The organism is Parabacteroides vesiculifaciens, from assembly GCF_049860805.1.
In the GTDB taxonomy this organism is placed as follows: Bacteria; Bacteroidota; Bacteroidia; order Bacteroidales; family Tannerellaceae; genus Parabacteroides.
Genome location: NZ_CP187555.1, coordinates 1,689,503 through 1,711,470, shown reverse-complemented (window position 1 = coordinate 1,711,470; position 21,968 = coordinate 1,689,503). Strand labels below are relative to the sequence as shown.

General features: G+C 46.2%; 19 protein-coding genes, 3 tRNA genes and 2 pseudogenes. 11 read left to right on the top strand and 13 right to left on the bottom strand.

The window, feature by feature from the left end; genetic code table 11:
* Nucleotides 1-16: 16 nt before the first annotated feature.
* The gene (tnpB, locus tag ACPYIV_RS06975; protein WP_336527059.1) at nucleotides 17-550 is read right to left on the bottom strand and encodes an IS66 family insertion sequence element accessory protein TnpB; all 534 of its coding nucleotides are present in this window, start codon (nucleotides 548-550) and stop codon (nucleotides 17-19) included.
* 197 nt (nucleotides 551-747) lie between these two features.
* Here tnpB and recR point away from each other — a divergent pair, with 197 nt between their 5' ends.
* Genes recR through ACPYIV_RS06960 form a run of 3 tightly spaced genes read left to right on the top strand, consistent with a single transcriptional unit; the run spans nucleotide 748 to nucleotide 3,137 of the window.
* On the top strand, nucleotides 748-1,371 hold the full coding sequence (gene recR, locus ACPYIV_RS06970) for a recombination mediator RecR (protein ID WP_293733631.1): 624 nt from the start codon (nucleotides 748-750) through the stop codon (nucleotides 1,369-1,371).
* A gap of 31 nt (nucleotides 1,372-1,402) precedes the next feature.
* Nucleotides 1,403-2,572, top strand: coding sequence for a glycosyltransferase family 2 protein (locus tag ACPYIV_RS06965; protein ID WP_425886207.1), 1,170 nt, complete (start codon nucleotides 1,403-1,405; stop codon nucleotides 2,570-2,572).
* A gap of 40 nt (nucleotides 2,573-2,612) precedes the next feature.
* Nucleotides 2,613-3,137, top strand: a complete 525-nt coding sequence (locus ACPYIV_RS06960; protein WP_425886206.1) for a GNAT family N-acetyltransferase — start codon at nucleotides 2,613-2,615, stop codon at nucleotides 3,135-3,137.
* On the opposite strand, the gene ACPYIV_RS06955 is transcribed toward ACPYIV_RS06960, so the two are convergent.
* Nucleotides 3,129-3,725, bottom strand: coding sequence for a YqgE/AlgH family protein (locus ACPYIV_RS06955; protein ID WP_293733634.1), 597 nt, complete (start codon nucleotides 3,723-3,725; stop codon nucleotides 3,129-3,131). The two genes, ACPYIV_RS06960 and ACPYIV_RS06955, sit on opposite strands and share 9 nt — an antisense overlap.
* Nucleotides 3,726-3,847: 122 nt before the next feature.
* A complete protein-coding gene (locus ACPYIV_RS06950) occupies nucleotides 3,848-5,161 on the bottom strand; it encodes a pyridoxal phosphate-dependent aminotransferase (protein ID WP_293733635.1) in 1,314 nt (437 codons plus the stop codon).
* 138 nt (nucleotides 5,162-5,299) lie between these two features.
* On the opposite strand from ACPYIV_RS06950, the gene ACPYIV_RS06945 reads away from it, so the two are divergent.
* Nucleotides 5,300-5,376: transfer RNA gene (locus ACPYIV_RS06945), tRNA-Asp, on the top strand.
* Nucleotides 5,377-5,631: 255 nt separating this feature from the next.
* On the opposite strand, the gene ACPYIV_RS06940 is transcribed toward ACPYIV_RS06945, so the two are convergent.
* The 4 genes from ACPYIV_RS06940 to ACPYIV_RS06925 all read right to left on the bottom strand — a co-directional run bounded on the left by ACPYIV_RS06940 (nucleotide 5,632) and on the right by ACPYIV_RS06925 (nucleotide 7,275).
* Nucleotides 5,632-5,714 (bottom strand) — tRNA-Tyr (locus ACPYIV_RS06940).
* An 89-nt stretch (nucleotides 5,715-5,803) separates the two neighbouring features.
* Nucleotides 5,804-5,877: transfer RNA gene (locus tag ACPYIV_RS06935), tRNA-Thr, on the bottom strand.
* A gap of 168 nt (nucleotides 5,878-6,045) precedes the next feature.
* The gene (gene trxA, locus ACPYIV_RS06930; RefSeq protein ID WP_425886205.1) at nucleotides 6,046-6,408 is read right to left on the bottom strand and encodes a thioredoxin; all 363 of its coding nucleotides are present in this window, start codon (nucleotides 6,406-6,408) and stop codon (nucleotides 6,046-6,048) included.
* 207 nt (nucleotides 6,409-6,615) lie between these two features.
* On the bottom strand, nucleotides 6,616-7,275 hold the full coding sequence (locus tag ACPYIV_RS06925) for a superoxide dismutase (RefSeq protein ID WP_293734632.1): 660 nt from the start codon (nucleotides 7,273-7,275) through the stop codon (nucleotides 6,616-6,618).
* Nucleotides 7,276-7,425: 150 nt separating this feature from the next.
* Here ACPYIV_RS06925 and ACPYIV_RS06920 point away from each other — a divergent pair, with 150 nt between their 5' ends.
* Nucleotides 7,426-7,776, top strand: coding sequence for a hypothetical protein (locus tag ACPYIV_RS06920; protein ID WP_293734631.1), 351 nt, complete (start codon nucleotides 7,426-7,428; stop codon nucleotides 7,774-7,776).
* A 194-nt stretch (nucleotides 7,777-7,970) separates the two neighbouring features.
* Here ACPYIV_RS06920 and ACPYIV_RS06915 read toward each other — a convergent pair whose 3' ends face one another.
* Nucleotides 7,971-10,502, bottom strand: coding sequence for a glutaminase domain-containing protein (locus ACPYIV_RS06915; RefSeq protein WP_425886204.1), 2,532 nt, complete (start codon nucleotides 10,500-10,502; stop codon nucleotides 7,971-7,973).
* Between the two features lie 476 nt (nucleotides 10,503-10,978).
* Between ACPYIV_RS06915 and ACPYIV_RS06910 the strand changes: the two genes are divergently transcribed.
* The 4 genes and pseudogenes from ACPYIV_RS06910 to ACPYIV_RS06895 all read left to right on the top strand — a co-directional run.
* Nucleotides 10,979-12,697, top strand: a complete 1,719-nt coding sequence (locus tag ACPYIV_RS06910; RefSeq protein WP_425886203.1) for a sulfatase-like hydrolase/transferase — start codon at nucleotides 10,979-10,981, stop codon at nucleotides 12,695-12,697.
* Nucleotides 12,697-15,177: an ATP-binding response regulator gene (locus ACPYIV_RS06905; protein ID WP_425886202.1), complete on the top strand. Its 2,481-nt coding sequence runs from the start codon at nucleotides 12,697-12,699 to the stop codon at nucleotides 15,175-15,177. Before ACPYIV_RS06910 ends, ACPYIV_RS06905 begins: the two co-directional genes overlap by 1 nt.
* A gap of 354 nt (nucleotides 15,178-15,531) precedes the next feature.
* Nucleotides 15,532-16,746, top strand: a complete 1,215-nt coding sequence (locus ACPYIV_RS06900) for a DUF418 domain-containing protein (protein ID WP_293740742.1) — start codon at nucleotides 15,532-15,534, stop codon at nucleotides 16,744-16,746.
* Between the two features lie 7 nt (nucleotides 16,747-16,753).
* Nucleotides 16,754-16,837: pseudogene (locus ACPYIV_RS06895) on the top strand (MGMT family protein); the annotation flags it as partial.
* A gap of 7 nt (nucleotides 16,838-16,844) precedes the next feature.
* On the opposite strand, the gene ACPYIV_RS06890 reads toward ACPYIV_RS06895, so the two are convergent.
* From ACPYIV_RS06890 to ACPYIV_RS06870, 5 genes are all read right to left on the bottom strand, one after another.
* Nucleotides 16,845-17,453, bottom strand: a complete 609-nt coding sequence (locus tag ACPYIV_RS06890; protein WP_425886201.1) for a DNA alkylation repair protein — start codon at nucleotides 17,451-17,453, stop codon at nucleotides 16,845-16,847.
* Nucleotide 17,454: 1 nt separating this feature from the next.
* Nucleotides 17,455-17,589 carry a hypothetical protein gene (locus ACPYIV_RS06885; protein ID WP_293740744.1) on the bottom strand — a complete coding sequence of 45 codons (135 nt, stop codon included), beginning with the start codon at nucleotides 17,587-17,589 and terminating at the stop codon, nucleotides 17,455-17,457.
* A gap of 20 nt (nucleotides 17,590-17,609) precedes the next feature.
* Nucleotides 17,610-17,921, bottom strand: a complete 312-nt coding sequence (locus ACPYIV_RS06880) for a DMT family transporter (protein WP_370648536.1) — start codon at nucleotides 17,919-17,921, stop codon at nucleotides 17,610-17,612.
* On the bottom strand, nucleotides 17,855-18,118 hold the full coding sequence (locus ACPYIV_RS06875) for a hypothetical protein (protein ID WP_425886200.1): 264 nt from the start codon (nucleotides 18,116-18,118) through the stop codon (nucleotides 17,855-17,857). Before ACPYIV_RS06875 ends, ACPYIV_RS06880 begins: the two co-directional genes overlap by 67 nt.
* 108 nt (nucleotides 18,119-18,226) lie before the next feature.
* A complete protein-coding gene (locus ACPYIV_RS06870) occupies nucleotides 18,227-18,853 on the bottom strand; it encodes a nitroreductase family protein (RefSeq protein ID WP_293733789.1) in 627 nt (208 codons plus the stop codon).
* Nucleotides 18,854-19,014: 161 nt separating this feature from the next.
* On the opposite strand from ACPYIV_RS06870, the pseudogene ACPYIV_RS06865 reads away from it, so the two are divergent.
* Both ACPYIV_RS06865 and ACPYIV_RS06860 read left to right on the top strand, forming a co-directional pair.
* A pseudogene (locus tag ACPYIV_RS06865) lies at nucleotides 19,015-19,869 on the top strand (AraC family transcriptional regulator).
* Between the two features lie 666 nt (nucleotides 19,870-20,535).
* Complete coding sequence (locus ACPYIV_RS06860) at nucleotides 20,536-21,903, top strand: sigma-54-dependent transcriptional regulator (protein ID WP_425886199.1); 1,368 nt, start codon at nucleotides 20,536-20,538, stop codon at nucleotides 21,901-21,903.
* Nucleotides 21,904-21,968: the final 65 nt, after the last annotated feature.

Here is a 21,968-nt window from a genome sequence, read left to right as displayed (position 1 = left end):
CTGATTTATAAATATATTACTTGCTTTTACGCCTTTTTTTCGGACAATCGAGCAACCGGACGAGAGAGGTACGGTTTACCTGTTCGTAAGATTGTTTTTCAAATTGCCGGGGAAGGTCATAAGTCCCTTCCGAAAGATGGTAAAGGTAAACCCGTTCCTGGTTAGGGGACAGGTAATATACTTTAAGCTGCTTGTGTCCGCCGTTGATGAAGACATAGATTTCCCCCTCTTTCGGATAATGTCCCAAACGGCTGTTCACGATGCCGCTAAGGCACGGGATGCCGGCATGGAAATTCTTCAGGGGAAACAAATAGACACGGTCCGTTGAGGGAAGGCCATAATGCCGGTCTTCTTTACTTTTGACAAGATCGGATACGTTATAAATGCCCAAGCTCTCCGGAGAAAAGCGGTAATGGTGAATCCTGAAGCGGACCGCACCGCCCGATTGGTAACGCAGGTACTCGAAGGTTATTTCATTCAGTTCACCCGGTTCTGACAACATTGATAACAATTGGGCGTTTTCAAAGATTTCTTTTTCACGATTTTTCATCTGAGTCCTTTTTTTTGTTTTTTCGGAACAAAGATAAAGAGCACATATAATTAGAGGAGGATGTACTGGGGCGGATGCTTACGCAAGAAACAGGTTTTGTGTGAGGTATGAGAATGTTTTTTGTACAGGCTTAGGGAATGTTTTGCAAGCGGGAGATTTTCCGTATCTTTGTCCGCAGGAAGAAGATAAACAAACGAATGAATCAAAAATATCCATCAGTCTTATTGGAAAATGCAGTGAATGAATTGTCGTCGTTGCCCGGAGTGGGGCGGAAGACGGCGCTCAGGCTGGCACTTTATATGCTCCGCCGGGATGTCGGTTATACGGAAGGATTCGCGTCCGCACTGTTGGCGCTCCGTCGGGATATTAAATATTGTAAGGTCTGCCATAATATATGCGACGATGATATGTGTTCCATTTGTGGCGACCGGCAGCGGGACCATTCCATGGTCTGCGTGGTCGAGAATGTCAAGGAAGTGATGGCGATCGAAAACACGGGGCAGTTCCGCGGGGTTTACCATGTCTTGGGCGGTATTATCTCGCCGATGGACGGGATCGGCCCCGGTGATTTGCAGATCGACAGCCTGGTGCAGCGGGTTGCCGGCGGAGAAGTGAAGGAAGTCGTCCTGGCGCTCAGTACGACGATGGAAGGCGACACGACAAACTTTTTCATCTACCGCAAACTCTCTTCTTATGATGTGAAAATCTCGGTCATCGCCCGTGGCGTCTCCATTGGCGACGAAATCGAATATGCCGATGAAATAACGTTGGGGCGTTCCATCGTGAACCGCACCAGCTTCAACGACTCTATCAAAATCTAACTTAATTTTCAACATTCAACTTTCAATTCCCATGAAGCTCTCCATAATCATAGTCAATTATAATGTAAAGTATTTCCTCGAACAGTGTCTCTGTTCCGTTCGTGCTGCCATAGCCGGGATGGAGGCTGAGGTGCTGGTTGTCGATAACCATTCGGCCGACGGCTCCGTCGAATACCTTCGTCCGCGTTTCCCGGAAGTGACTTTTATCGTGAATAAGGATAATCCGGGATTTGCAAAGGCGAATAACCAGGCGATCCGGATAAGTAGCGGCGAATATGTCCTCCTGTTGAATCCCGATACCGTGATAGGCGAGGAGAGCATTCGTTCCCTCTGTTTCTTTATGGACGAGCACTCGGAAGCGGGTGGGATCGGGGTGAAGATGTTGGATGGGCACGGCGCTTTTCTTGCGGAGAGTAAACGGAGTTTCCCTTCTCCCTGGGTGTCTTTCTGCAAGATATTCGGGTTGTCGAAACTGTTCCCTTCCTCCCGCTTGTTTGCCCGTTACAGCCTGCCGTATTTGGATAAGGAGAAGCAGCATAAGGTAGAGGTGCTGGCTGGCGCTTTTATGTTCCTTCGCCGTGAAGCGCTAGATAAAGTGGGGTTGCTGGACGAATCTTTCTTTATGTATGGCGAAGATATCGATCTGTCTTACCGGATTGTGCAGGGAGGTTATACGAATTATTATATCCCTGAACGCATTCTTCATTATAAGGGTGAAAGCACGAAGCATGGCGATATCAAATATGTAAAAGCCTTTTATGGCGCGATGCTGATATTCTACCGGAAATATTATCCGCATTCCGGTTGGCTGGTGAGCCTGCTGATCCGTTTGGCCGTTCTGCTGAAAGCATCCCTTTCGGCCTTTGCCGGCCTGTTAGGGCTGAAACGCAAACCCCGGACGAAACATCGCCGCCTGCTGGTTCTATGCCGGGAAGAGGAGTTTGAGGTAGTGAAAGCAGCCTGTGTGAAACGGATGCCTGGCCTGGAATATGTCAACCTCTGGAATTTGGACGAAGAACGTGTAATGGACGCCATCTGCCGCCGCAACCAGATGAAGCGCTTCACCGACATCGCTTTCTGCTATCCGGATGCCCGTTTCGAGCAGATGCTCTTATTGATGGACAAGATGGTCGATAAGAAGATCACTTATTATATTTTTATTAATGGAGAATTAAAAATTGAAAATGGAAAAATGCATTAAGCGATTTCCATTTTTCAATTCCCAATTTTCAATTTACAAAATGGAACTACTTCAAAACGAAACTGTCCGCCTTCGCGCCCCGGAACCGGAAGACCTGGAACTGCTCTACGTCTGGGAAAATAATCCCGCGTGGTGGGAACTTGGGAATACGCTGGCGCCTTATTCCCGTTATCTTCTGAAAGAATATATAGCAGAATCTCACCGGGATATATTCGATTTGAAGCAATTGCGCCTGATGATCGACCTTTGTTCCACGGGGGCAACGGTGGGGATGTTGGATTTATATGATTTCGATCCGCATCATCGCCGGGCAGGAGTCGGCATATTGGTCGATCCGCTTTACCAGAAGAGCGGTTTGGCAACGGAAGCGCTGAACCTATTGGTCGAGTATGCTTTTTCTTACCTGAAGTTACATCAACTGTTCGTGCATATCCCAATCGGGAATGAAGCCAGCAAAGCCCTGTTTACCCGTTGCGGTTTTACCGTGACGGGCATACTGACAGATTGGATAACGACTCGAGATGGTTATTCGGATGTCCTGACTATGCAGCGAATTTCAATTTAGCGAAGGTTCTTTCGGATATTTAGTCCATGTCTCGTATGGGCCGCCGAGCGATTCGAGTGATTTTTTCCAGAAATCTTCTCCTTCGGCAAGCAGCACGTTCCGGTTGGAGGCATGGCTTACGACCCATGAGTTTTTGTCTATCTCATTATGCAATTGTCCTTTCTGCCAACCGGAATAGCCTAAGAAGAATTTTACTTTTCCGTCGATAGAATGCCCGTTCTGCATGTAACGTATCAGTGCACCGAAATCACCGTCGAAATAAAGATGATCATTTATCTTAAGAGAGTTCGGAATAATCAGATCTCCCAAGGAATGGATAAAAAACAAGCGGTTGGCACTGACCGGACCGCCTAAATAAATCGGCATTGCCGGAAACTCCTGAAGATCGGCAAAAAAAGTATTGACTGACAACTCTGTTTTTTTGTTTAGGACAAAGCCCATCGAACCTTCCTGTGTGTGTTCTATTAATAATACGACGGAACGTTGAAAGTATGCATCTTGTAAAAAAGGTTCTGATATTAAGATACTTCCCTGGGCCGGAAGCACATCATTGTGAGTTATTTTGAAGATATTATTATATATTGCCATGACAGAGTAATACTTGCTGGTTAATAAAACAGCGACAATATATAGCTTTTGATTTAAAGAAACAAATGAAAAGCCGGACTTTCATGTTAATGAACCATAAATAAAAGTCCGGCCTATGTTAATTATGCGGTGTGATTTTCTTTAAACAGCTTCAAGCGTTCTTCGAGAAGTGCATATTGATGCGGTTTGATAAAGGATGTGCAAGCTCGCAAACCTTCCTGGTTACTACCTGTCGTGCTCAATGAAATGGCGCTTACGCCGTAGTAAATAAGCTCTTCCATCAATTTTCCTCCCGTCATTCCCGGATAGGCGATCGTGAAATAGAATCCGTCGGCAATCGGTTCGTCCAGGTCATGGTCATACACGATCCGGAAACCGTAATCGGTAAAGATCTTTTTAAGTTTTTCTGCACGGCGACCGTATTCTTTTACTTCCGAGATAAAATCGAATGTCCCGTCTGCCGCCGCTTTAAACATGGCGGCCAGTGCGAATTGTGCCGAATGGCTTGTACCCGACGACAGGGCATAAAGCACGCGGTGGATATATACAGTCCCGAACGTTCCGCCTCCGTAACGCTGTGTCAGTCCGGGATAGGCCCGGTGGTACAACTTGTTGGAGATTGCCGTCACACCGATACGCTGTCCGGCATAGCTGAATGCTTTTGAGCCTGAAATCTGTAAGATGTAATTTTCTGTGTAGCGGGCAACAGTTGCCTGAAAAGGCGCTTCAAACGGTTTCCCCAACGGTTTGCGGAAGTCCATGGCGAAGTATGCCAGGTCTTCGATCACGATCGTATCGTATTTATTTGCCATGTCTCCGATGATTTTCAGCTCTTCTTCTGTCAGGCAGAACCAAGCCGGATTGTTAGGGTTGGAGTAGATCATGGCTGCAATGTTTCCTTTGGAAAGGTAGTGTTCCAATACGTCGCGGAGCTTTTCACCCCGATATTCGTACACGTCGAACGATTCATATTTGTAGCCCATGACTGTGATCTGTTGTTTCTGGACAGGAAATCCCGGGTCGATAAAAAGAATCGTGTCTTTTCCCGGTGTACATTGTCCGCAAACTAAGAATGAAGCATACGTCCCCTGCATGGAACCGGTTACGGGAACACAACCTTCCGGAGCCACATCGATATCGATAAATGCTTTGATGAAACGGGATGCTTCCGCTTTCACTTCAGGCGTTCCGTTAATATTCGGATAGATGGAGGCGACGCCATCCTGAAGCGCTTTGATCTCGGCATCGACACCGGCCTGAGCTGCTTTCAGCCCGGGAACACCCATTTCCATGTGGATAAATTCTGTTTTAGTCTCTTGTTCGAGTTGTGTGGATATGGCAACGACCTCGCGGATTGTTGCTTTCCCGAAATCGGGAAGTCCGTAGCCAGCGATGATTTTTCTGGCTGTCTGATAATCTACCGGAGTATTCTTCATGATTGTTATTGTTTATATGGAGGACAAAAGTAGAAAAATAATCTGTCCGACGTAAATTTTTGTCACGAAACTATTGCATGATTAAAAATAATCTCTACCTTTGCACCGCAATCGAGAGAGATTGTGAGTAATAGTTCTGGTTCGGTAGTTCAGTTGGTTAGAATACATGCCTGTCACGCATGGGGTCGCGGGTTCGAGTCCCGTCCGGACCGCCAGAAATAAAAAGCCTTTGGTTCATTGCGAATCAAAGGCTTTTTTGTTTTTTCAGTTCTGGAATCAAGACTTGCCCATGGGGAATGCCCGGATTCTTATTTTTCGATTCTGTCTATATCTGTGTATGCCGGCCAACTGCTATGAAAGACCAAGTATTCAAGCCTGAAAGTGGCAAAAGCAAAAGAATAAAGAGATAACTACAATTGGTATAAAATAAAACAAAAAGACCTGAAAGAAAAATCTTTCAGGTCTTTTTGTGGGCAGTGATGGATTCGAACCACCGAAGTCGAAAGACAGCTGAGTTACAGTCAGCCCCATTTGGCCACTCTGGTAACTGCCCCCTTGGATAATTGAAAGTTGAAAATTATAAATTGAAAATTTCAGTAACTCTAATTCTCAATTTTCCATTTTTAATTTTCAATTCTTTAGAGCCTCTTGTCGGATTCGAACCAACGACCCCGAGATTACAAATCACGTGCTCTGGCCAACTGAGCTAAAGAGGCATTCATTACTTCAATATCAATCTCTCTCGATTGCGGGTGCAAAGGTAGGTATTATTTTTAATTATGCAATAGTTTGGTTGCATAATGTGTAATATTTTCTCAAAAAAAACGATCCGAGCTCTGTTCAGAACTCGGATCGCGCTTCTTTTTTGAGTTGGGATATTGTCTTTATTTTTTCAAAAGTACCTCATCTATAGCTTTTTTGAAGTCGGCTTTTCCCATTGCTCCCTTTGCCATCTGCGGTTGTCCTTCCATCGGGCAAAAAAGGAGGGAAGGAATGCTTCTGATGCCGAAAGAGGCAGCCAATCCCTCTTCTTTTTCCGTATCTACCTTATATATGTCGATTTTTCCGGCATATTCTTCAGCTAATTCTTTCAGAATAGGAGCGACCATTTTGCAAGGCCCGCACCAGGTTGCATAGAAATCCACGATACAAGGTTTGTCGCCTTCGTAGACCCACTTGTCGGGGCTGGCTTCGTAGTTCGCTACTTTTTTCAGGAATTCCGCTTTTGTCAATTCTTGTACTTTCATATTTATTCTCCTTAATTAATTGAGGTTTATATTCTGTTCTTTAATTATATAACAAAGTTACGCTGTTTATTCCGTTCCGTTATTGGATATTTTTCCCTTATAATTGTCAATATTACTATATCAGTCGAATATCAGTTATGTTGCAAATAAAAAGCCGCCCGGTTTGTTGCCGGGCGGCTTTTATATGGCGCTTAGAAAGCTCTCGTATCAATATCTTTTGCCAACGGTGTCCCAATCAACAATTTTCCACAGGGCATTCAGATGATCGGGACGGCGATTCCGGTAATCCAGATAGTAGGCATGTTCCCACACGTCGAATCCCAGGATCGGCTTCAATCCGTGAGCAACCGGGTTGCTACCGTTAGCTTCTTTGGTAATTGAAAGTTTTCCATCTTTATCTTTAGCCAGCCATACCCAGCCTGAACCGAACAGACCTGTTCCGGCAGCTACGAATTCTTTCTGGAAGTTCTCAAACGATCCCCAGGTCGCGTCGATAGCCTTGGCAAGTGCGCCCGTCGGTCTGCCGCCGCCATAGGGGGAGAACTGGGTGAAATACAGATTATGATTGAGCGTCTGTCCGGCATTGTTGAAAATAGCACCGTCGGATTCAGCCACGATCTGTTCCAGATTGGCGTCTTCGAACTTGGTTCCCTGAATCAGGTTGTTCAGGTTATTTACATACGTCTGTAAATGTTTGCCATGATGAAACTCGATGGTTTCTTTACTTATAACCGGTTCCAGCGCGTTGGCTGCATAGGGTAACTGGATTAATTCAAATTTCATAACTTTTTCTTTTTTATCTGTTATTTGACTATTATTACTACTATTAGTTATCAACAATAATAAACTGAGACATAATGTAAGCATGATCGATCTGTTTTATGTTGTTTCTACTATTCTAACATTCCCTGTCTGAAATTTGTTCATTGAATGAAATACATATTATTTATTGCGGGATAGACTGTTTCTATAAACAGAATGTACTATCTTCGCTAACCAATTAAAATAAACACAATAATGACAAAAATTCAGGAAACGCTGGCTGCATTGCCAGAAGAGAAGAAAGCCTTGTTTGTCCCGGTATTCGGGGATGTGGACAAGTTCTATACAGTCGTTTATCTGATTGCCCGCAATGAGCATGTGACGGATCTGGAAAAGCCGGATCGTTATGAAGACCGCTTGCAGGTGATCCGACAAATTCGCGGCAAAGTGGAAAAACTGGTAAGTTCCTATGGACTGGACGGGTCTGAAATTGTGGCGGATATTGCCAGCGATTATTTCGAGGACTACGTGAACTATAAGGAACCGGATATTCAAATGACGAACGAGGAGTTTATCAATATTATCCAAAAGGTGTCGCAGGCCTGATATTTGTAGCCGATTGTAATTCTTGTTCTATAGAAAGCAACTTTTTGCTGTCGAAAGGTTGCTTTTTGTATATTTGTTCGTAGTTATCGATTAAGGAGAGTATAAGTATGGCTTGGATGAACCATACTTATACTCTCCTTAAAAGATTACTGTCTGTTTTTTATTTTGAGGCAGTTTATCGGATGTGACAATGTTTATTTACCCGACAAACGGTTTTCCAGCAGTCGCATATAATAGCCGCCGATGACCGAGCGGGCCTGGAATCCGCGCTGTGTGCCGTCGGAGGTAAAATGCCAGTCGCTCAACGGGACGCGCGAGGTCGTTTCGTTGGCATACGTCCAGACGGGGAGCATGAGCGTTTCGAAATCGGCCGTATTGCCTGTCAGGCAGGCGCTCCACAGGATCCAGTCGGATTTGGTATAATCTTCGCGGTTGTCCAGCGGCAGGCCGTATTTGTTTTGTTTCGTTTTATAATAAGCCGTTTCAGTTTCGGCTATTTCCGCAGGGAAAATATTCAGGCCTAACAAGCGGTCCCATACCAGATTGTATTTCTGGCTCCAGGTACCGGGCTTGTCGAAGGTCAGTTTATAATGATCCCCGTCTTTTGCCATCGCAACCCATTTCTCTGCCATTTCACGTGCTGTCGCCAGATAGGAATCCGCCACCTCTTTCTTACCCAACATTCCGGCCATCTTGCCATAGCCGGCTATACCCATGATCGCCTTGATGGACAGGTTGGTATTGTGGGCGAAATGACCGGCAAAGTCGTCCGTGCACAACTGATTGTCCGGATCCAGACCTTCTTTTTTCAGATAATCGGCCCAGGTTGTCAGGACATCCCAATGTTTGGCCGCATAATCCGCATTCCCTTCGATTGTCGCAAGGGCTGTTGTGAGGATCAGCATATTGCCCGATTCTTCGACCGGCATGTCGCCGCCATAGGTCTGCCCGTTAGCCAGCGGATAAGTGCCGACATCGTGTGAAGGGAACGGCTTGTTCCATTTTCCGCTCTCGCTGTAGTAGAAGATCGGGTTCATCATGCCTTTTAATAGTTCGGGATTATAGCATAAGAACATTGGTGCCGAAGGATATGTGATATCGACAGTCCCGATCGAACCGTTGCTGAAATTCTCTTTCGAAAGGAATAGCAGGTTGCCTTCCTTATCCGTCACCAACTTGTGGGCGGAGATAACCTGGCGATAGGCCAGGGCGCACAGCTCGGCATATTTTTGTCCGCCGGCAGCCATCGTTTCCTGCATCAACCGTTCGTCGAAGTCCGTACACCGTTTCATCATTCCGGCATATTCTTTCTGCCCTTTGACGAAGGCATCGAAAATGTCCGTTTGCCCGTCGTGTTTCCAGTAGGCCATCCGGTTGTCATTGAAATACTGGATCGCATACAGATCGTCATATCCGATCAACAGATGTCCTGATACGGTCTTTCCGTTTACCTTGCCTAAGTTGTCGGAGTAGGCGAGGACCGTCATCTGTTTTTCCATATCCGGAGACACATTCTCTGCCTTGTCGGATAGTTTGCCGTCGGCCATAAATGCTTTTTTTGCAGCATAATATTCGTCTATGGCAACTGTTACGTCCGGAGATTGTGCGGCTGAAAGGTAGAAATAACCCCAATCGATCCGAAGGTCGTCTCCCTTCTTGCCTAAAACTTCCTGGTCGACAGAGCCGGTCTTTAAATAGACATACCCGTCTTTTTCGATCTTTTCGAAGGTAACAGGCTGGTCTGTCGTGTTAACGGCCCATTGCGGAGTCGCTTCCAGGTATAATTGGACTTCGTGTGCCCGGCCATCTAACGAACGGGCCTGATACGTGATATAATTGTACGGGGCGGTCATGGCCTCCAAGTCGTCCATTAGCATCGGGGCGGTGAAAATCAAATCCAGTTCGACAGGGCCGCATTCGAACGTATAATACGTTTGTGTCGGCATGACGGTACTCGATTTCTGGATCGCTTTATTGTCAAACGTATCTCCCCGTTTCACCTTTTTCATGATTCCCATGTCTACATAGGCGCCACCTCCATTATTTCGACAATGGGCAGCCAGGATGTTTCCGGCCGGTTTGAGCGTGCTTGCCACTTCCTGCGGGATTTCCTTCAGCAGGTCGTAATCCAGTCCGTTGCCGGTTACGGCAACCTGCCTGCCGTTGATGTACAACTCGATATTGTCGTCGTGTGAATATTGCAGGAACAGATCTTCCTTGTCCGTTCCTTCCGGCCAGTCGAACGAGCGGCGTATCCAGATGTCGCCGTCTTGCCAGGGGGTGGAGCGATATGGATTGTCGTCCGTCCCGAATGCGGCCTTTCCGGTTTTCCAGTCTTTTGCTTCGTAATCGACAGCGGTCCATTCTCCTTCCGGCTGTCCGAATGTGTAGGCTGCCTCCCATAAACCGGAAGAGGCTGTGCCGACAACCGGCGTTACTTCGACCTTGTCCACTCCCATAAAACGGTATGAAACGCCGTCGACGCGCAGGCTTCCCAACAGCGGGAAGTTCCGGCCGGTCCAGTGACGCACGCTTTCTTCGTTCAGCCGGTCGGCAAACGACCAGGCGCTGGTGTACGGGTCGATCGTTACCAGCGGTGTGGCCGGTGCCCGTAACTCGTTTTTTGCAGCAGGGGCATATACTTCGCTTGCGGTACGCGTGTTCGATGAACAAGCGCTCAACAAAGCCGCCGTACAAGCCGATAACAACATAATTTGTCTTTTCATTTTGTCTTTACCTTAATTATTATTGGTGATTTTAAATAATCTTCCCCTTTTTCGGTTGCCCGAAATTAAAAATAAAAAGCGACAGTCGGAAGCAACAAAGTTCTGTTACCGGCATATTGCAAGATTATTGAAAACAATTGCATGATTTTTGAAATATCAAAATGTCATTACTACCCCATGTAAATCGGATTAGTACCCCATGTATTTGGAATTACTATAGCGGGTAATATTTTTTAACGTTTCTATTTGGACTGGGGAGTGGCTGTTTTGCTGACGAAATGATATCGGGCAAGGCAGACATTGTTTTCATGGGCGGAGTAGAACCCCGCCCCTACGGGAGACCTTGAAATAACTTTTTTTGTGCTTCTTCTGTATGTGTATGTGATGGATAACACCTACATTTGCCGATTGCTGCAGTGCTGTAGTAAAAAGGGATAAGAATAGTTGATGAAATTTGGTTTTTTAGGTAAAAATCGATGAGGTACTTTACTAATATTTTACATTGGATATCTTCACAGGAACACTTATATTTCTTGTTCGGCTTGCTGTTTATCATCCCGAACTGCGTTTTTCTGTTCACAGAACCTCTGCCTGTACCGGTGGGCCTTGCCTCCATTATGATGCCGTTGGCATTCTGGATGGGAGTTTTGTTGCTGGCGCGTAAACCCGGAGTGGTGGTCTGGTGCCTGTTGCCGAAAATCATTCTGGACGGAGGGCAGTTGGTCTTATTGTACCTTTTCGGCGAGTCGGTGATTGCGGTGGATATGTTCCTGAACCTGACAAGTTCGAATGCTTCCGAGGCGAGTGAATTGCTGGGGAACATTTTCCTTGTCATCATTTGCGTCTTTTTCTTTTATACGCTTCCAACCTTGTGGCTGGCTACGCGTTCGATCCGGATAAAAGACAGGCTGACCGCCGTGTTCCGTAAGAAATGGGCGTTCAGAAGCTTAGGACTTTTTGGGGTGGGGGTGCTGCTTTGCTTTCTTCCTTCTTTGCAAAAGCACAGTTTCTCGCTTAAGAACGATGTCTATCCGGTCAATGCGCTTTATAATCTTTATTTTGCGATTACCAAAGCGAACAAAAATGCCAACTATTCCGTTTCTTCCGCCGATTTCAAGTTCAACTCGGTCCGGACGGGACAGGCAGATGGCAAGCGTGAGATTTATGTGCTTGTGGTGGGAGAGACTTCGCGCGCCATGGAATGGAGCCTGTATGGGTATGAACGCAATACGACTCCGCGGATGAAAGGGCTCGACGGCCTGGTCCGTTTTGCGGATGTCGTGACGCAATCCAACAATACGCACAAAAGCGTTCCGATCATCCTGTCTGCCGCCAGCGCGGAAAACTATGGCGTGATTTACAATGAAAAAAGTATTGTCACCGCATTCAAGGAGGCAGGTTTCCGTACGTTGGTCATCGCCAACCAGAAGCTTACCACTTCGATGATCGGGGCTTTCTACGGGGAGGCCGATACGTTTATCGATATGAGCACGTTCAACACCGGATCGTATCTGACATCGTTGCACGATGCGGCTCTTTTGCCGTATTTGGAAAAAGAACTGGACAAATCGGACGATGATATGTTTGTTGTCCTCCATACATACGGATCGCATTTCAATTATCATGAGCGTTATCCGGACGAGTTCCGGATTTATACGCCGGATAAGGCCGAAGGCATCCGCCAGTCCTATAAGAAGGAACTGCGCAATGCTTATGACAATTCGATCCATTATACAGATTATGTGTTGGGAGAAATCATCGATATGCTGAAAAAGAAGAATGCCTGCTCGTCGATGCTTTATCTAAGCGATCACGGGGAGGATATTTTCGATGATTCGCGTGCCCGTTATCTGCATGCTTCGCCTATACCGACTTACTATCAACTTCATATCCCGTATGTTATCTGGTTTTCGGACGATTACCGGGAAACTTTCCCTGAAAAATACCGGACGGCGATGTCTCACGGGGCTTATCCGGTCAGCACGAACAGCGTGTTCCATACGGTACTGGATATTGCAAGTGTCCGGACTTCGGTTTCCGATTCCACGCTTGCCCTGACCAATCCGGCTTTTGCCGTGCGCGACCGTATGTTCCTCGGAGATCATGACGAGCCGGTCCCGTTCTGGAAAGTCGGGCTGAAGAAAGCTGATTTTATCATGTTGGACAAATGGAAAATAGCCTATAAGAAAGACTGATGAGCACACAAAACGGGCATATTACAAGTAAAGTCATATTGGGGTACTTGTTATTGATCCTGATAGCCGTGTGTTCTGTCGTTTATATCTATAATATCATCGAACAGTTTGCCGGAGAAGAAGCCCCGAACAGCAAATCGCGCGAGAAAGTCTATCTTGTCACCAATACTTTGTCGCTGCTCTACGAAAGCGAAGCGCTGGGGCAAGTGATCGGACGTCCGCAGGGAGAAATCAACCATTTCAACCGCACGTTGAACAAGGCTTTACAGAATATGGATTCCCTGCGTACGCTGGTATCGAATCCAGCGTTATATCCCAAGATCGATACGATCGATATGCTGATCGAGCAAAAACGCTGGAACACGCGTCGCTTGCTGGAAACTTGGCGCGAGACGAACGCGGAAAACCTCTATGCGCAAAATATCGAGAAAGTGATCGCCCAGCAGGATACAGTAATCCGGCAGGTCGAAATACAGGAGCGTGTGATCGTGCATCAGGATTCCGTAAAAACTCCCCAGCCCCATAAACCCCGCGGTTTTTTCCGTCGCCTTGCCGATGCCTTTTCTCCACCCAAAGAAGATTCGACCGTTGTCGTGAATACGACCCGGCAGATCGTGACCGATACGCTGGTGAATGCCTTTAACCCGGCTGATACGATTGTGACGGTCCTGAAAAACTTGCAGGATAGTGTGGCCGACCAGCGCAAACAGCTTGTCGACCAGTTGTTGGAGCGTGCCGCCAACCTGCGTTATAATAACAGTATCATCACAAGCCGGATCAACCAGATGTTGCGCGATATAGAAGAAGAGGAGATGAACGCGTCGATGGAGCGTGTCGTGAAGAAACAGGAGGTGTTGCGCGAAACTTCCTATCTCATTGCCGGTATCGCCGTACTGTCGCTGATTATCGTGATCGTCTTTATCATCCTGATCACCCGCGATATCTCTAAGAGCCAGTATTACCGGCAGCAATTGGAGAAAGCCAAGCAATATGCCGAAGACCTGCTCCATCGCCGGGAGAAGCTGATGCTGACGATCAGCCACGATATCCGGGCGCCGCTCTCGTCCATAATCGGTTATATCGAACTGTTGCTGCGCCGTCATCCGGACGAAAGGCAACGCTATTATCTGGAAAACATGACCGGGTCGGCCGATCATATCCTTTCGCTGGTGAACGGCCTGCTCGATTTCCACCGGTTGGAATCGGGGCAGATGGAAATACAGAACGTGCCTTTCAGCGTGCGCACGCTTTTCAACGATATATACGGGAGCTTTCGTCCGATAGCCGAAGCGAAAGGGCTGGCTTTTGTTTTGAATATGAAGGAGGAGGGGATGGACCGTATCTATTCCGGTGATCCGATACGCCTACGCCAGGTGGTCGGTAATCTGCTTTCCAATGCGATCAAGTTCACGCATGAAGGACGCGTTGTCCTTGTCGTTAAATTATCAATGGACAATGCACAATTGATAATTGTCGTTTCCGATTCCGGTACGGGAATCCCGGAAGAAGAACAGGAGAAGATTTTCGGTGAGTTTGCCCGTCTGTCTGGAACCGAAAAGGAAGAGGGTTTCGGCCTCGGGCTTTCCATCACCCGCAAACTGATCGAACTGATGGGAGGTACGCTTTCGTTGAAGAGTGTTCCGGGAAAAGGAAGCGATTTTACGATTGTCATGCCGTTGCAGGAATCAGAAGTGCAGACATTGCCTGTTACGCCTGTCGCAGAGGACGACGAAACGGAAGACGAGACCTTCGGGGGACGCGAAATCTATTGTTTGCTGGTCGATGACGATCCGTTACAGTTGGCACTGACGGAAGAGTTTTTGAAACGGAATCATGTGGAGGTCGCCAGTTGTTCAAATCCGTTTGCCGTGGTCGATATTTTGCGTAACAGCTCTTTCGATGCGATAATAACCGATATACAGATGCCGGGTATGGACGGATATGGCCTGCTGGACGCCATTCGTTCGTCGGGCGTTCCCGGGACGGACACTGTGCCCGTCATTGCGCTTTCCGCCAGTGTGGAGAACGAACATACCCACTACCTGGAGGTCGGTTTCACCGGATTCCTGAACAAGCCTTTCACGGCTAAGCAGTTGATCGCCTTGTTGAATAGCCTGTTGCAGGCCGATATACAAGCCGAAGTGTCGCCAGAATTCAATTTTGATTCGCTCACCGCTTTTGCCGGTGAAGACAAAGATGCTTCCACTTCCATTATCCGGACGTTTGCCGAGGAGACGAACAAGAGCATCTCATTGTTGCAACAAGCCCTGGAAAAGGCCGAACGTAACGCGGCTGCCAAGATCTCCCATAAATTGATCCCCCTTTTCACCATGTTGGGAGCTTCCGACCTGGTAGCCCAGTTGAGGATCCTTGAGAAGAATGATGTGACGCTGACAGACGACGGCTGGAAACGGCTTTTATCCGAGGTGATCCTGCAGGCGACTGCTGTCGTCAACCAGGCTGTGGAACGGTATCTGTAGAAAAATTCCCCATATATCTCTACAGTTCCCCATTTGTGATGCGGTAATAATTAGCCATCCTAAAACATTATGCGTGACTTATCTGTTAAGATAGAAGAGTTTACAAAAAACTGGTCGTGTGCCGGTTTGAGTTTGGCACGATATTCGCTTCTTTTCTGGTGAGAAGCGGAAGTGGACGTTTCTACATTAAAACCGTTTTAAAGTTACTATGTTCGAGTATCTATTTTAAGTCTGCAAACAAAAAGAGCGCCTAAAAAGGTGCTTTTTTTGTTTTATATGACTTCTTTGCCTACTTTTGTCTTTCGTAAAATTGTAAATCATAAATCATAAATTAAAAATCATAAATCATTATCAATGGAGCACGGACTTTTGGCTAAGTCGCCTCGTATCGAGGTGGTGGATGCATTACGCGGTTTTGCCGTAATGGCTATTATGTTATTGCACAACATCGAACATTTTAATTTTTATGACTTCCCAACGGCTTCTTCGGCCTTTATGCAGGCGATGGATAAGGGGATATGGGAAACTTTGTTTTTCCTTTTTTCCGGGAAGGCTTATGCGATTTTCTCCCTTTTGTTCGGGTTCAGCTTTTTTATTCAGTATAACAACCAGGCAAAGAAAGGAAAAGACTTCCGCCTGCGTTTCCTGTGGCGGCTTTTCCTTCTGTTCATTATCGGCTGTTTTAACGGGGCGTTTTTTCCGGGTGACATATTGGTCCTTTATTCTATAATCGGGGTGGTGCTGGTGTTGGTTTGTAAATGGAGCGACCGGGCAGTCCTGATTGCTGCCGTTATCCTGATGCTCCAGCCGCTCGAACTCGGTAAGTTTTTCTATGCGATGATGAATCCCGACTATGTGCCGGCAGCCGGTATATGGCGTGTTCATAGCCAACGTATGTATCCTTTCCTTTCGCAGCCGGATTTCTGGGCGATGGTTAAATCCAACCTCTGGGATGGTCAGTTGTTCAGCCTGTTGTGGGCGTGGGGATACGGACGTTTTTTCCAGACTGCCTCTTTGTTCCTGTTAGGTATGCTGATCGGGCGCAGACAGCTGTTTGTCAACCTGTCCGAACACCGTGCTTTTTGGATGCGGACGCTGGTCATCGGTGCGATCTGTTTTGTCCCGCTATATTTCATCACGGCTTCGCTTCCGGATATGATCCCCAATAAGGCGATGCTGACTCCGATGAATACGGTTATTTCCTCTTTCCGTAATTTCTCTTTCATGTGTGTGTTGGTTGCCTGTTTCGTCTTCCTGTGGCAACAAGTTTCGGCCCATAAAGTGCTGCATGGTCTGGTTCCCTACGGAAAGATGAGCCTGACTAACTACCTGACACAATCCATTATTGGTTCGTTCGTTTATTTTGGATACGGTTTGTCACTTTATAAAGTTTTGGGAACGACTGCCAGTTTCGGAGTAGGTGTCCTGCTGTTCATCCTCCAGTTAGCTTTCTGCCATTGGTGGTTGAAAAAATTCAAACAAGGTCCGTTCGAAGGAGCATGGCGCAGAGCAACGTGGATCTTTAGTGATACCCATTCGGAAAAAAGTATGCACCCTTTTACTAAATAGCATGTACCCCTGCCACCGGATAATCGGCAGCAATCATAAACTCACGGGGTACGGAGGCGGCCTCGATGCTAAAAAAGGATTATTGGAGTTGGGATGTTCTAACAACGACGGAAACACTCCCTACGTTTCTCTTTTGGAAAGCCGCTGGCGGCAATACGAAGCATGGCACGGGACATTTCTTGCCGGTACTTATTGATAAAGAGACTGAGCCGGAAGAGGTCGTATTTACCTGCTTCGTGCAACATCCACCCTACGGCTTTTTGTACCAGAGGGTGAGGACTTTCCATCAAGGAGAGAGCAAGGCGGAATGTATCTTCGACATTGCCGTTATGTATAAACGTGTATGTCGCCATCATAGCGATACGGTTGTCCCAAGGCGAATCGCTTTGGGCTAACCGGTACAATACATCGCACGGTTTATCCTGTAGGTATTCGCCCACGATGTAGGGAGAGGAGCTGTCTATCAAATCCCAATCGTTCACACAGTTCGTGTGGTTGATATAGAACTCGAAAATCTCTGTCCGTTCATGTTCGTTTCCTTGTTTGAACCTTTTTTTGAGTATGATAAGCGCACACATCCGGTGTTCATGTACTTCCGATAAGAGCAACTGTTCTATTTCATCCAAACAGATATGGGCGTACCGTTCGGCTACCTTCCTTATTTCCGCAACTTTAAGGCCTATAAAAAAATCACCCCCCCCACGCATCCTATTCTGTTTGATTTTCTTTCTGGTCAGTATGAGAAATCGGACCAATCCGTTCTATCAGCCAAGCCAACTTCTTATCTCTTTTTTTAAGAATAGAAACGGCCTCTTCGTACAATGGAAAGTTTTGCTCCGTCATATTATTTCATTTTTTATCATTCAGGAAGATACGACCTTTAATCCTATAATAGATACTATCAGCGTAAAGATAAAGAAAAGCCTTCCGAAACTTACGGGCTCCTTGAAAAAGAGGATGCCTATCAGAACCGTGCCGACAGCACCGATACCTGTCCAGACGGCATAAGCTGTGCCGATAGGTAAAGTCTTCAGCACCTTAGTCACAATGTACAAACTAAGTGCAATGGCACTTGCCGTGCCTATGCACCACAAACCTTTTTCAAATCCTACGGTCTTGCTGCAAAAAGAGTTTGCAAAGGAAATATAAGATCTCCTTCCTGACCGAACCAGAATGTAATATCCTTGTCCTCCTTATGTGCATATGCCCGAACGATTCCTTTCTTTATGAAATAAGACTTTGTCTCCTTTTTATTTTCCCGATGCAAATGAAATTTTTTAGGGTATTCCACTTCCGATATCGAAGCAATCAATGTATCGAGGGAAGGCTGGGGCAATTTGTAAATGCTATTTATTATATCATTGATATCCATCTTGTAAAATCTTATATATATAACAATTATGAGGAACAAAATTACTAAAAGTGCCGTTTTTCGGTCGGCAGTACGGGATCAGTCCGCTCTCCGGTGCTGATGATCATGTTACCAGACGTTAGTGTGTATTCTCTCCTCTATGTTGATTTCCTTTTGTTTGGGAAGGAATGCGTTTTCCGCGGGATAGCCCATTGTAAGCAGACAGGTAAACTCGTAACCTTCGGGAGCTCCTACGATTTCCTTTATTTTGCCGGCCTCGTCGCTCACAGGGATATGAAACGCTGTTCCCAGTCCTTCGCTGGTGGCAGCAAGCAGCATGTTCTCCAAAGCACACCATGCCGAGGCAAAGTAGTTGAGTGAACTTTGCTCCACAGGTTCAAGCAGAGGACTTTGTTTCTGACGGAAAAACGGAAGGATGAGCAGTCCGCTCTCCATAAGCATCTTCTGCTGTTTGGGAAGTGCTTCGGCAAACATCTCCATTTTGTCCTTGTCGCCGGAGTCGTCCACCTCGAAAACGAGCTCCTTGAACGCTGCCATGTTCTTTACGAGCGGGGCGATTACTTTGGCAATATTTTCACGTCCACGCACCACAATAAACTCAAACTGGCGCAGGTGGTCGTTGGTCGGGGCTTTGAATGCAGCATCAATGACTCTTTTAAGGATTTCATCGCTTACTTCGCGGTCGGAAAAATCGCGGTATGTGCGGCGTTTCTCCATTACTTCGTACAATTCCATAACAATACATTTTTTTAGTTATACTTCTTGTTTCAATTATAAATGAACATTGATTTATTTTTATTGTGCAAAGTTATTACGATTTGTTGTTGTGTTTTTGTGGTATCGTTTTATATATTTGTCGTATATTTACATTTCGACAAATTAAAAACTTTCCATTAATGGAAGATACCACTATCCCATACGAACTGCCCGAAGTGGAGAATCACTCGTTTTTCTTCATAGACCAACGGGTCGAAACAAATATCGAGGCAAAACTGCATCGGCATGATGCTTGGGAATTATATTATGTCGTTCACGGTCAGGGTAACCGTATGGCAGGCGATACATTACAGCTCTTTGCGGCAGGCGACGTGGTTTTGATTCCTCCGGCCATGCTTCACCGTTGGGAGTATGCGCCCGATTCTGTGGACGAAGACGGGTATGTCCGTTATTTGATGGTAGCTTTCAGTCATTCGTTGGTGGAGCGCTGCATGGAGGTATTTCCTGAATTGAGGAATAGATTGGCGGGGGTGATGTTTCCGACCGAAGCGTTGAAGTTCGGAGCGGAAAGTTCACGTGTTGTTCGTAAGGTATTGACCGAAATGAACGGTATGGACGAGTTGGGACGCTTGAGCGTGATGTTTCGCTTGCTGCCTGTCATCTTTACTTCGTCAGATCATACGTTTGCCGGAAAACCGATGCGTATCGAACGGGACGTGCGGCGGATGCAGCAGATTTGCGCCTATGTCATGGCACATTACGTTCATTCTATTGCTTTGGACGATATTGCAGCAGAAGTGGGGATGAATCGTTCCGCGTTCTGTTCTTATTTCAAACGATGCAAAGGGATAACTTTCTCACAATTCGTCACTCAGTATCGTCTGAATACTGCTTGCTAGTTGCTGAAACATTCGCAAAAGGGGGTATCCGAGATTTGCTATACGGTCGGTTTTAACGATTTGCCTCATTTCGTGAGGGTGTTCACGAATGCAATGGGAATGTCGCCCTCCAAGTATCGGAAGCAATTTAGGTAATTGTTTAGTTTGTTATCCACGATTGCTTTTTCTATCACCTTATCCTTATTTTTTATCAGGGAATTTCGCCTTCTCCTCTTTCCATTTGCAGAATATTTTCCAAGTGCCTTTACCCGTGAAATTTCATGTTAAGAGGTACTGCGGTCACAATTTATATCAAGGTGATTATAAATAAGTGCTTATATCTACATCTTCTTCCTTATGTAGGTCGATTTGTAGGTAAGTGTTATTTCTTAGTACACAGGTAATAATATAATTTCGCGCAAACTTTAATTAAAAATAAACAGAAAGATGAAAAAAGTATTTTCTATTTCTAATCCATCTCTTATGAAATACAAAAACATATTCCGGCAGTTCGCCTGTAGCTAACACTTTTCAAATGCTATCCGGGTCACTTTTCAAGTGTTAGCTACAGCGTTCTTTACGGTGATGTCAGGAGTGGTGCAAAGACCTTTTTCCGTACTGTTTTCGACCTTGAATCGGCAACGGATAAGTAGCAATTTATTTTCCTAACTCCTCCAAAACGGGTCAAAACCCCATAATGGACGAATATAGGTAAAACCTACATATCTCCCTTTAATTCCAACGGTTTGCATTATTCCTGCGAAATGCATCCGTATGTGAGCGAGTTTCCGTATCTTTGCCATCGAAACAAAAAAGAATAATATGCCGTCTATTCTGATTTTAGAAGATGATATAACATTCTCTTTGATGCTGAAAACCTGGCTTGGAAGGAAGGGTTTCGAAGTCAGTTCAGTATCATCGGTTTCGGATGCACGAAGCCGGATAGAAGATACCTCTTTCGATTTGATCCTGTCTGACTTGCGTTTGCCGGACGGGGATGGAATCGATCTGTTGAGATGGATAAAAGAAAATAATTTTGCAATCCCCCTGATTATGATGACCAGCTATGCGGAGATACAAACCGCTGTGCAAGCTATCAAATTAGGGGCGTCCGATTATATCGCCAAACCGTTGAACCCGGAAGAACTTTTAAGCAAGATCCGGGATGTGGTAAAGGCAGAAGTTGGACCGGTAGCTCCTGCAACCGAGCGGGAACGCCCTGTGCATTCAGCTAAACGCTCCGAACTGTCGGGAGGAACGCATAGCCAGTATGTGGAGGGACGGAGCCAGGCTGCCCGTCAGCTCTACGAGCATGTGCGCTTGGTCGCTCCGACAGATATGTCCGTATTGATTACCGGTTCGAGCGGTACGGGAAAAGAGTATGTTGCCCGTCGTATTCACGAACAAAGTAACCGCAGGAAAGCTCCTTTTATTGCCGTCGACTGCGGGGCTATCCCAAAAGACCTGGCTGCATCCGAATTTTTCGGGCACGTGAAAGGTTCGTTTACCGGAGCCATCGATAATAAAGAAGGTGCTTTTGCTGCCGCCCAGGGGGGAACGATCTTTTTAGACGAGATCGGCAATTTGTCCTATGAGGTGCAGGTGCAGCTTCTTCGTGCTTTGCAGGAACGGAAGGTAAAACCGATCGGTAGCAATCAGGAGATCGCGATCAACGTCCGTCTTATCTCTGCGACGAACGAGAACCTGCGTAATGCGATCGATAAGGGTGATTTTCGTGAAGATTTATATCACCGTATCAATGAGTTTACTGTCCGCATCCCCGACCTGAAAGAGCGGAATGAAGATCTTTTGTTGTTTGCCAACAACTTTCTGGACCAGGCCAATATGGAATTGCAGAAAGATATTATCGGTTTTGATAATGAAGTGATCCGGATTTTCCAGTCTTATTCGTGGCCGGGTAACCTGCGCCAGATGAAGAATGCGATTAAGTATGCCACTCTGCTGGCAACCGGCCGCTATATTACTCGCAATGAACTCCCGGAAGAACTGACTGCCAACCCGGTTTCCGCCCAGGTCAATATCCAGTTGAAAAACGAATCGCACGAATGCGAAATGATCAAACGTGCCCTGCAAGAGGCCGGTAACAATAAAACCAGAGCCGCCCAACTATTGGGAATCGACCGTAAGACGCTTTATAATAAGTTAAAGGCGTATGGGATAACTTGGTAAGATTAATTAAAAAATATGATTTCTTTTGTTTTTATAGAAAAATGTATATATTTGCTGCATTCATA